Origin of the sequence: Pseudanabaena sp. CCNP1317 (assembly GCF_034931345.1) — a bacterium.
Classification (GTDB): domain Bacteria; phylum Cyanobacteriota; class Cyanobacteriia; order Pseudanabaenales; family Pseudanabaenaceae; genus Pseudanabaena; species Pseudanabaena galeata.
The window spans coordinates 1-9,525 of the sequence record NZ_JAYGIF010000124.1; the positions used below are offsets into that span (position 1 = coordinate 1).

General features: G+C 42.4%; 7 protein-coding genes and 2 pseudogenes. 7 read left to right on the plus strand and 2 right to left on the minus strand.

From position 1 onward, the window contains the following. Nucleotides 1-219: 219 nt before the first annotated feature. The 6 genes from VB775_RS22140 (at nucleotide 220) to VB775_RS22165 (ending at nucleotide 5,696) form a co-directional block, all read left to right on the plus strand. A complete protein-coding gene (locus tag VB775_RS22140; protein ID WP_281008218.1) occupies nucleotides 220-1,068 on the plus strand; it encodes a hypothetical protein in 849 nt (282 codons plus the stop codon). A 177-nt stretch (nucleotides 1,069-1,245) separates the two neighbouring features. Beyond that, nucleotides 1,246-2,355: a non-hydrolyzing UDP-N-acetylglucosamine 2-epimerase gene (wecB, locus tag VB775_RS22145; RefSeq protein WP_281008219.1), complete on the plus strand. Its 1,110-nt coding sequence runs from the start codon at nucleotides 1,246-1,248 to the stop codon at nucleotides 2,353-2,355. A gap of 151 nt (nucleotides 2,356-2,506) precedes the next feature. Then, nucleotides 2,507-3,862 carry a CmpA/NrtA family ABC transporter substrate-binding protein gene (locus VB775_RS22150; protein WP_281008220.1) on the plus strand — a complete coding sequence of 452 codons (1,356 nt, stop codon included), beginning with the start codon at nucleotides 2,507-2,509 and terminating at the stop codon, nucleotides 3,860-3,862. 177 nt (nucleotides 3,863-4,039) lie between these two features. Continuing rightward, nucleotides 4,040-4,483, plus strand: coding sequence for a T3SS (YopN, CesT) and YbjN peptide-binding chaperone 1 (locus VB775_RS22155; RefSeq protein ID WP_281008221.1), 444 nt, complete (start codon nucleotides 4,040-4,042; stop codon nucleotides 4,481-4,483). 115 nt (nucleotides 4,484-4,598) lie between these two features. After that, complete coding sequence (locus VB775_RS22160) at nucleotides 4,599-5,048, plus strand: T3SS (YopN, CesT) and YbjN peptide-binding chaperone 1 (RefSeq protein ID WP_281008222.1); 450 nt, start codon at nucleotides 4,599-4,601, stop codon at nucleotides 5,046-5,048. Between the two features lie 12 nt (nucleotides 5,049-5,060). Then, nucleotides 5,061-5,696, plus strand: coding sequence for an HAS-barrel domain-containing protein (locus VB775_RS22165; RefSeq protein WP_281008223.1), 636 nt, complete (start codon nucleotides 5,061-5,063; stop codon nucleotides 5,694-5,696). Nucleotides 5,697-5,771: 75 nt separating this feature from the next. Here VB775_RS22165 and VB775_RS26600 read toward each other — a convergent pair. Continuing rightward, nucleotides 5,772-6,229 (minus strand): annotated as a pseudogene (locus VB775_RS26600) (flagellar assembly protein H); the annotation flags it as partial. Between the two features lie 297 nt (nucleotides 6,230-6,526). On the opposite strand from VB775_RS26600, the gene VB775_RS22180 reads away from it, so the two are divergent. Then, a complete protein-coding gene (locus VB775_RS22180; RefSeq protein ID WP_281008225.1) occupies nucleotides 6,527-9,292 on the plus strand; it encodes a CHAT domain-containing protein in 2,766 nt (921 codons plus the stop codon). A gap of 114 nt (nucleotides 9,293-9,406) precedes the next feature. Here VB775_RS22180 and VB775_RS26605 read toward each other — a convergent pair. Beyond that, nucleotides 9,407-9,525: pseudogene (locus VB775_RS26605) on the minus strand (IS30 family transposase); the annotation flags it as partial.

Below are 9,525 nucleotides of genomic sequence, written 5' to 3' on the forward strand. Positions count from 1 at the left end.
TGTCAACCTTTTAGCTGGGTTGGTTGCTTATACATATCGAGAGACTAAACCTGCTTTAGATCTTCTCTTCAAAGGCTTGCCTGCTCTTCCTCCTGCCATCTTTTAGTGCGTCGAACTCACGTTAAATTACTATTGGGATTAAAGATATAGTTGCAAAAATCTGATACATTTGGCTTAATCTGAAAAATATTTTTAGGATCAGCGTCTGAGGTTGATGCCATGACTCAAAATCCACTAGTTGAACAAGCCAAACAAGGTAACGTTAATGCGATCGCCTCGCTCATGAATCGATTGCTTAAGTCTCAAGCAATGTTGGCAAACGTTGAGCGTGATGGCGATCGCTTAGAAATTTTGATTGAGTCGGATTTGCGATCGCTAGACGATGAGATGCGAATTCCTAATCGGCAAGTGCTAGTGGGAATGCTCAAAAAATGGTTCATCACCCTTGAAGTAAAAACAGTTTCTCGGATCACCGTGTCTTGGCAACAAACAGGATTTGATGAACCTGCATGGACAGAGGAAATTTACTTAGTTGAGCAGGAATCTCTGAATATTAGGGAAAATGGCGGAATCACTGAGACTAAACAAAGTCCTAGAATACCTCCTTTACCAGTATTCCCACCCAAATCTATGCTAGAGCGAAATGATCCCAGCGATCGCGCCAATAGAGAAACAAATTCCGTAGCATCTAGTCCCGATCTAGATGAAATGTTTGGAGAAACTAGTGTTCCCAAACAATTGCCAAATCTTAGTTCCACTAACTATCCCAATTCTGATTTAGATAATACGCGAACCTCTCAAGATTCAGAGTTACTATTTCTTTCTGATATCCCTGTAATTCCTGACTCCGAAGAAATCAGAGGTTCTCAAACTGAGGAGCAAACCTTCGCAAATAAAATTTCTTGGCAAGCTTTAATTAAAACCCCAATTTTTGCAATCCAATTTGCTCAATATTTAGTTGTTTGTGTGATTATTATTGCCACCTTGAGAGGAATTCATGCAGTCTTTGGCGGTAGCAAGGCTCCTAAAACTACATCTATGACACCCCAATTGGTGCATTATAGGTAGGACTTACGCACACCAAGAACTCAAGTTCTTGTCTAAAAGCTTAAGTCCACTGAAGTGGACTTAAGAATAATTTCAAGTAAACCCTTTCAACGGGGTTAATCTTTGAGCAGCGCACTTGAGCACAGGGCTGCTGCGTAAGCAAATCACCGTCAGAAAGCTTGTTTAGTAGGGATTATTGTGTCAACTCAATTCCATGTCTGTATTACTTTAGGAACTCGTCCAGAAGCAATTAAACTTGCCCCGATCATTCATCTATTTAGAAATAATCCTCAGTTTCAAACTTCAGTGATTCTAACTGGACAACATCGGGAAATGGTGGAACAAGTAATGCAATTGTTTGAACTCAAAGCAGATTATGATTTGGATATCATGCAGCCGAAGCAAACGCTTACCCAGATTACTTGCAATAGTTTGATCGGTTTAGAGAAGTTATACAAAGAAATTCAGCCAAATATTGTTTTAGTTCAAGGTGATACGACCACCGCCTTTGCTGCCGCTTTAGCCGCTTTTTACCAGCAAGTTCCTGTAGGTCATGTAGAAGCTGGACTCCGCACCGACAATCTATTTAATCCATTTCCTGAAGAAGCCAATCGTCGCTTAGTGTCGCAAATCGCTCAGCTTCATTTTGCCCCTACTTCAGCCTCAGTGGAGAATCTCAAAGTTTCTGGTGTCAAAACAGGCATTCACAATACAGGCAATACCGTAATTGATGCGCTGTTATACGTTTCAGAGCGATCGCCAAACTGTGAGATTAAAGGCTTAGATTGGAAGGCTCATCGCGTCATCTTAGCAACCGTTCATCGTCGGGAGAATTGGGGAGAACCCTTAGCCCAAATCATCCAAGCATGGTTACAGATCTTGGCGGATTTCCCTGATGTGGCTCTGGTGTTGCCGATGCATCTCAATCCTGTAGTAAGAGAACCTTTAATTGCGAAATTGGGCAATCATCCGCGCATTTTCTTAGTTGAGCCTCTGGACTATGAACAATTAGTTGGGGCTATGCAGCGCTGTTATTTGATCATGAGTGACTCAGGCGGCTTGCAAGAAGAAGCGCCCAGTCTCGGTAAACCTGTTTTAGTATTACGCTCTACCACTGAGCGTCCAGAGGCGGTTGCCGCAGGTACAAGCAAACTAGTCGGGACTGAAACTGCGGATATTGTGGCGGCAGCTTCCCAATTACTAGGCGATCGCCGTGCTTATGAGCAAATGGCAAATATTGCTAATCCCTTTGGCGATGGCAAATCCAGTCAGCGTATCCTAGATATAGTCCATTCATTTTTAAGCTAAGTAGGTCATAAAAGAAACCTGTAAAAGCCCAGATCCCCGACTTTTTTTGTGAATTTGCAAATTACCTTTGGTAGCTTAGAAAAAGTCGGGGATCTTAATCTCTGCTTTTTTAGTTTTTTATGCCTAGCTAATTACCAACAGATCAAATGTTATGAAACTTTCTAGACGTAAGATCCTAACTAGTTTTGGCATAGCAGCAAGTACACTCTTGCTGAGTAACTGTACGTCACGACCTATATCTAACCAACCCTTTCAGATTAAAACTGATACCAAGGTGTCGGATAGCCCTGAAGTACCATCGGTACGACTTGGTATTATTCCATCCATCGAAATCGCTCCTCTTTTAGTTGCCAAGAACAAAAAACTATTCGCTAAATATGGCATGACTAATGTGGAACTGGTTCCATTTCAATCGTGGAAAAGTATCTGCGATCGCACGGAAATAGGCACTAAGTTTGGCACAAATAATCAGGGTATTGATGGTGGACATTTTTATAGTCCTTTGCCAGAACTATTGAATGAGGGCTTGATTAATCGACATACAAGTAAAACTGCTATGTATGTGTTGATGCGTCTGCATACGCATGGCGGCTATATTGTTGTGTCTAAAAGACTTAAGCCCTTTGGCATTCAACTGAAACGAGCAACCTTTTCGCCTTGGCAAGATATTGCCAAATTGTTTGGGAAACCAATGAATGGAGCGATCGCAGAACTTGGTAGTAATTATGATCTATGGCTCAGATATTGGCTAGACTCAATGGATGTGATTCCTCAAAAGAGTATCGATATTCTGGAGATTCCATTTGATCAGATCATTCCCCAAGTAAAACAGAATAGAGCTGATCTACTTTGTTTAGATAGCTGGCATAGTCTGCAATTAATTGAAGCAAATCTAGCTGATCCTGCGATCGCGATCGGAGAAATCTGGCGTAATTATCCAGGGGAAATTCTTGCCATACGGGCTGATTGGGTTGATAAATATCCGATCGCTACTCAAGCTCTGATCCAAGCAATTATGGAAGCGCAGATCTGGTGTGATGATCCAGCCAATGCCCAAGAATTAGACACGATTTTAGCCTTGAGCTTCAATGATAGCCGCAATCTTATATCGCAGCCAATTAAGATATTTTCTCAGCTTTTTAAAAATAGTCCTAAACAAAAAATGAGAAGACTAAAAATAGATAACTCTAATCCCATCAAGTATTGGTCAAATGATGGGATTTCCGTTTCTTATCCTTACAAAAGTCATGATCTCTGGTTTCTCACTGAATATCGTCGATGGAATAATTTGCCTGCTGATTTTGAGACTAAAGAAATCATTGATGCCGTAAATCGTGAAGATCTTTGGAAAAATGCAGCTAAGGCGATCGGGGTTCCTGATACGAATATCCCTATTTCAACTTCAAGGGGAATAGAAACTTTTTTTGATGGTTTCAAGTTTGATCCTGAACGTCCCATAAAACAGGAAAGAGGGCTTGGAGACCAAGCCCCTACTATCAAAATGTAGGGGCTTGGTCTCCAAGCCCAAGTCTTTGTTTAGTACATCTATAACTCGTAACACAGAATACGGAAAAGGTTTATTATTTGTAACAAGATTATTAAATAAATCCAAAAATTTTGAATTCAAGTGCAATCAGGCTTCACTAAATTGGATAGATAGAAATAAGACATAGGATCGTAGGCAATGAAATTTGAGACACCCATCCAGCAAGCTTGTTACGAAAAGATTCAGCCTTGGCTAAAAGACTTATACAAAGATGTCTACTCGCCTCCCTACGATATGCCTGTGTTTGTGTTACCCCTTGGCTCAGCCACAGCCACAGTCGAAGTATTACCTTGGGGAAATACAGAAGCGATCATTTCTACTTGGTCCTATGTAGTAACTGGAGCAGAAATTACTCAAGATCTGATGAAATTCCTGCTTAAAAAAAATTCTGAGCTGCAATTTGGGGTGTTTAGTATTGATGACGATGGTGATATTCGTTTTCATACTACCTTAGTTGGCTCCACCTGCGATCGCGACGAATTACAAACCTCAGTATCCTCAGTTCTCCAGACTGCTGATAAATATGATGATGCGATCGTTGAGGCTTGGGGTGGAGAAAGAGCTTTAGAGCGAAGTCTCTAAAAATTGGTATTGCGATGCGAAGCGCCCGCAATACCAATGGTTTTGGTTTAAGTGCAAAGCCCTGTAATTATGCGGTAAACTCTTAAAGGTTTTAAGTAAATGGTAAGTTGCAGGCGTGAACTTTCAATCAGAAGCACAACAAGACTGTTATCACAAAGTAGCTGCTTGGCTACCAGATATTTGCGATCGCGTATCCAATCCTGTTACCCATAATCCCATTTTTAGTTTGCAGTTTGGTTCCGCAACTGTACTTGTGGAGATCAGACCGTTTCGTGATTCAGAATCTATCATTTATATTTGGGCTTATGTTGCGACAGATGTTGAAGTAAGTGATGACCTCATGCTCTATTTGCTCAAACAGAATGATGTTTTCCGCTTTGGCGGCTTTAGTATGGAAGATGAAGGGGATATCAGGTTTCATGTAACTTTACTGGGTGCGTCTTGCCAACAAAATGAATTTAAACTGTCTCTAACTGAGGTCTTAGAGAGCGCTGATCACTATGATGATCTAATCGTGCAGCGTTGGGGTGGTCGCAGAGCAGCAGATGCTTTATTTGACATTTAAGAAATTCAGTTAATGTTTGTACCTTTGTCTCAATCTAGACGCGATCGCCATCCCCAACATCTTGCTGAAGTTGTGGCAACTTCTACCACTGAATTTTTAGCTCAATGCCTTGAACCTGACAATCTTGATTTCCCTTTGATGCCAGCTTTTGGTAGTTGGGTAAAGTCACAACAGGATGAAAATAGCGATGTAATTGCCTATGGTGTGGTTTATCATGCGACGACAGCACCGATTGATTCTGTTCACCGTGCTGTGGCACTAGGACTAAGCCTACAAGAGTTACGCGAACAACAACCCCAAATTTTTGCTATGCTCCGTTCCGAAATCAAAGTTGTCCTACTGGGCTTTAGTTCCGTTGGTAATATCTATCAGCACTTACCTTCGCAACCACCCCAAATCCATCAAGCGGTTTATGGTTGTGAAGAATTAGAAATTGAGAACTTTACGGAAGAGTTAAACTTTTTAAGAACCTTAGTCCAAATGACGAATGCGCCTGTGGATGAGTTAATTGCCGCAGTATTACGTAATGTCTATCAAGTGAGAAAATGCGATCGCAATTGGTTAGTTCAGGCAGGTCGCAAGCTGAGCATTTTATTAAAGGATGACTACGATCGCCTTGGCGCAATCTTAGGACAAGTTCATCCATGACTAGGAAAAAGAAAACAGTTGTTTGTGGCGAAGCTTCGCCACAAACAACTGTTTTCTTTGCAAAAGAGTAGAGGTACCTTCATGTAATATTTCTTGATAAATCACTGATTCTTTCATGATGTCGCTCCTGAGTAATCTTTTGATGATTTCTTTGCTTAGGGCTATACCAGATATTATAGCGGTCGAGGCGGCGACGTTACTTTGGAGTTGTTTATCGGCAATATTTTCGATTTGCCTTGCCACTTGTCTTAAGGTTTCTTCGGGGGGCGCTGGTTTGGGATAGGGTGGCAAAGGGTAATAGTCCTTAGTCGGTCATGCGGAAGGGGATATTTTGATTGGGTTCGGTCTGAAATTCGATGTGTAGGATGATTGATTTCGGCTGATTCGAGAAATATTACGGAGTCGGCACGAATTGGCTCGACTGCGAGTTCGGATTGTTCGATTTTGGTTAGGGTGATGGGTTTGCCTAGTAGCCAACTGGCAAAATCAGTGGAGTAGCTTTCTGCGAGGAATTTACAAACGTTATCGATCATTGCGGGGGGTGATCATTTCACAAGAATTAAGTAGCTAGGCATAAGAAAACTTAAAAAGCTTAGGTTGAGATCCCCGACTTTTTTTGTGAATTTGCAAATAGCCTTTGCTAGCTTAGAAAAAGTCGGGGATCTGTGCATTTACAGGTTTCTTTTGACGATCTACTTATATCACCTAGTAGATAGTTTCGATTTTGGGTTGGTTATATTTTTTGTAACGAATACCTATTTCTCGGAATATCGCTTTATGCTGGCTGGTAGGTAACTGCGGGTTTTGATGTAAATGTGAGGATGTGGGCGATGAATAAGGTTGTTGGGATTGCGATGTTGACTTTTTTGGCTTGTGGGCAAGTGCAGATAGTGATGAGTGAAAGCATTCAAGCGCAAACAAATCAAGGTCGCAAAGCAAAAGCAGATCGGCTACTGCAACAAGGGATTCAGCAATATCAAATTAGCCAGTTTGAAGCCGCATTTCAGTCATGGCAGCAAGCATTGACAATTTATAGAGAAATCAAAGACCGTAGCGGAGAGGGAGCAGCGCTAGGAAATCTGGGACTCGCTTACTATTCCCTCGGCAAATATGACAAAGCGATCGAGTTCCATCTGCAAAGATTAGCGATCGCGCGGGAAATCAAAGACCGTAGCGGTGAGGGACAGTCGCTGGGAAATCTGGGAATTGTTTACTATTCCCTCGGCAAATATGACAAAGCGATCGAGTTCCATCTGCAAAGATTAGCAATCGCGCGGGAAATCAAAGACCGTAGCGGTGAGGGACAGTCACTGGGAAATCTGGGAATTGCTTACGATGCCCTCGGCAAATATGATAAAGCGATCGAGTTCCATCTGCAAGCTTTAGTAATCTTACGAGAAATTAAAGACCGTAACGGAGAGGGAGCAGCGCTAGGAAATCTGGGACTCGCTTACTATTCCCTCGGCAAATATGACAAAGCGATTGATTACCAACTGCAAAGATTAGCCATCTCAAGGGAAATCAAGGATAGACTAGGTGAAGGACAGTCGCTGGGGAATCTAGGTGTCGCTTACCAAGCCCTCGCTAAATATAACAAGGCGATTGACTACTTACAGAAAGTATTAGTGATCGTGCGGGAAATCAAAGACCGTAGCGGTGAGGGACAGTCGCTGGGAAATCTGGGACTTGTTTACTATTCCCTCGGCAAATATGACAAAGCGATCGAGTTCCATCTGCAAAGCTTAGCGATCGATCGAGAAATCAAAGACCGTCGTGGCGAAGGAATTTCTCTGGGAAATTTGGGGATTACTTACCAAGCTCTCGGCAAATATGACAAAGCGATCGAGTTCATTCAGCAAAGCTTAGCGATCACGCGGGAAATTAAAGACCGTCTCGGTGAGGGACAGTCACTGGGAAATCTGGGACTCGCTTACGATTCCCTCGGCAAATATGACAAAGCGATCGAGTTCCATCTGCAAAGTTCAGAAATCAAACGTGAAATCAAAGACCGTCTCGGTGAGGGAAATTCGCTGGGAAATCTGGGGAACGCATACTATTCCCTCGGCAAATATGACAAAGCGATCGAGTTTCATCAGCAAAGCTTAGCGATCGCGCGGGAAATCAAAGACCGTCGCGGTGAAGGAAATGCGCTCAATAATCTTGGGGTTGTTTTTAAAAACCTTAAGCAACCCGAACTCGCGATTCTCTTTTACAAACAATCGATCAACGTCCGCGAAGCAATCCGCAAAGATATCCGCAAACTCGATAAAGACATCCAAAAATCTTATTTAGAAACGGTCTCTAGCAGCTATAAACGCCTAGCCGACCTCCTGATTCAGCAAGGACGCATCATCGAAGCTCTGCAAGTCCTCGACCTCCTCAAAGTCCAAGAACTTGAAGACTATCTCAAAAACATCAAAGGCAGTGACAGATCGGCGCAAGGTGTCAGACTTTTATCACCAGAGAAAGCGATTAGCGATAAGCTATTAGCGGTTAGCTTTGACAATAGTCCTGAAATTAATAGCCAACTTGCTAAGCAGATCCAACAACTTCCCAAATCAGAAATCAACAAAGTACCCGACTATCTCCAAAAAATCCCTCAAGGCACAGCCTTACTTTATCCCTTGATTTTAGATGACAGACTCGAAATTATCCTCTTCACACCTAATACCATCCCCATCAGCCGCACCGTCAAAATCTCTCAAAAAGAACTAGAAACCCTAGTGATTGATTTTAGAGCGGGACTCCTTGATGCTGGCTCTGAAGATGTAAAAGAACCTGCGGCACAACTCTATCAATTGTTAATTAAACCCATCGAAATCGAACTCACCCAAGCCAAAGTCACCACCATTCTCTATGCACCCGATGGCATCTTGCGATATATTCCTATCGCCGCACTCTATGATGGAAAACAATGGTTAGCAGAGAAATATCGCATAAGTAATCTGATCGCCTATAGTCTCTTCGACTTTACCCCAAATCAAAAGATACAACCCAACATCCTTGCAGGAGCATTTGGTGGTAAAGCAGGAGAGAAGAAGTTTGGACAAACAGCTTTACCCGCAACCCTTAAGGAAGTCCAATCGATCGCCAATTCTTTTCAAAACTCAGTCACTTTAACCGAAGAAAACTTTAGCCGCCAAGCGATCGAGTCCAAATTCAAAAATCATAATATTCTGCATCTCGCCACCCATGCCGAATTTAATACTGGTGTACCAGATAACTCCTTCATCATCTTCGGCAATGGCGACAAAATCCGCTTAGGTGAAATCACCGATTGGCAAATTCCGAATATAGATTTGATAGTGCTGAGTGCTTGTCAGACTGGTGTTGGCAAACTTGGTGATGGCGTAGAAATCTTGGGATTTGGCTATCAAGTGCAGAAAGCTGGAGCAAAACAGGCGATCGCTTCTCTCTGGAAAGTCGATGATGCAGGTACACAAGCACTCATGACTGCTTTTTATGGTGAACTTCAAAAAGGTGATGTCACAGTTACGGAAGCATTACGTCGAGCGCAAGTTGCCTTGATCAAATCCACACAATACAATCATCCTAATTACTGGTCAGCATTCTTTGCGATCGGTAATGGACTGTAAACAGATATATAGCAACGCAAGAGATAGATAGGACAAATCAAAACCAAAAAGATGAGTGGCGGCGCTTCGCGCCGCCACTCATCTTTTTGGTTTTATTTCCTAAGCAACGCCAATTCAAGGATGAAATGCAACGGGTTCTGATGAAGCAAAGAATACTTCGTAAGGAGTACGATAGTCAAGTGATTTTCTGGGTCTGTGATTGATCAAATTCACTGCCTTCTGAAAGTCCTCTT

What these genes read in the sequence shown, in the direction of transcription:
- VB775_RS22150 (WP_281008220.1), top strand. Translation starts at nt 2,507, where the DNA reads ATGAAACTTTCTAGACGTAAGATCCTAACTAGTTTTGGCATAGCAGCA.
- VB775_RS22140 (WP_281008218.1), top strand. Translation starts at nt 220, where the DNA reads ATGACTCAAAATCCACTAGTTGAACAAGCCAAACAAGGTAACGTTAAT.
- VB775_RS22180 (WP_281008225.1), top strand. Translation starts at nt 6,527, where the DNA reads ATGAATAAGGTTGTTGGGATTGCGATGTTGACTTTTTTGGCTTGTGGG.
- VB775_RS22155 (WP_281008221.1), top strand. Translation starts at nt 4,040, where the DNA reads ATGAAATTTGAGACACCCATCCAGCAAGCTTGTTACGAAAAGATTCAG.
- VB775_RS22165 (WP_281008223.1), top strand. Translation starts at nt 5,061, where the DNA reads ATGTTTGTACCTTTGTCTCAATCTAGACGCGATCGCCATCCCCAACAT.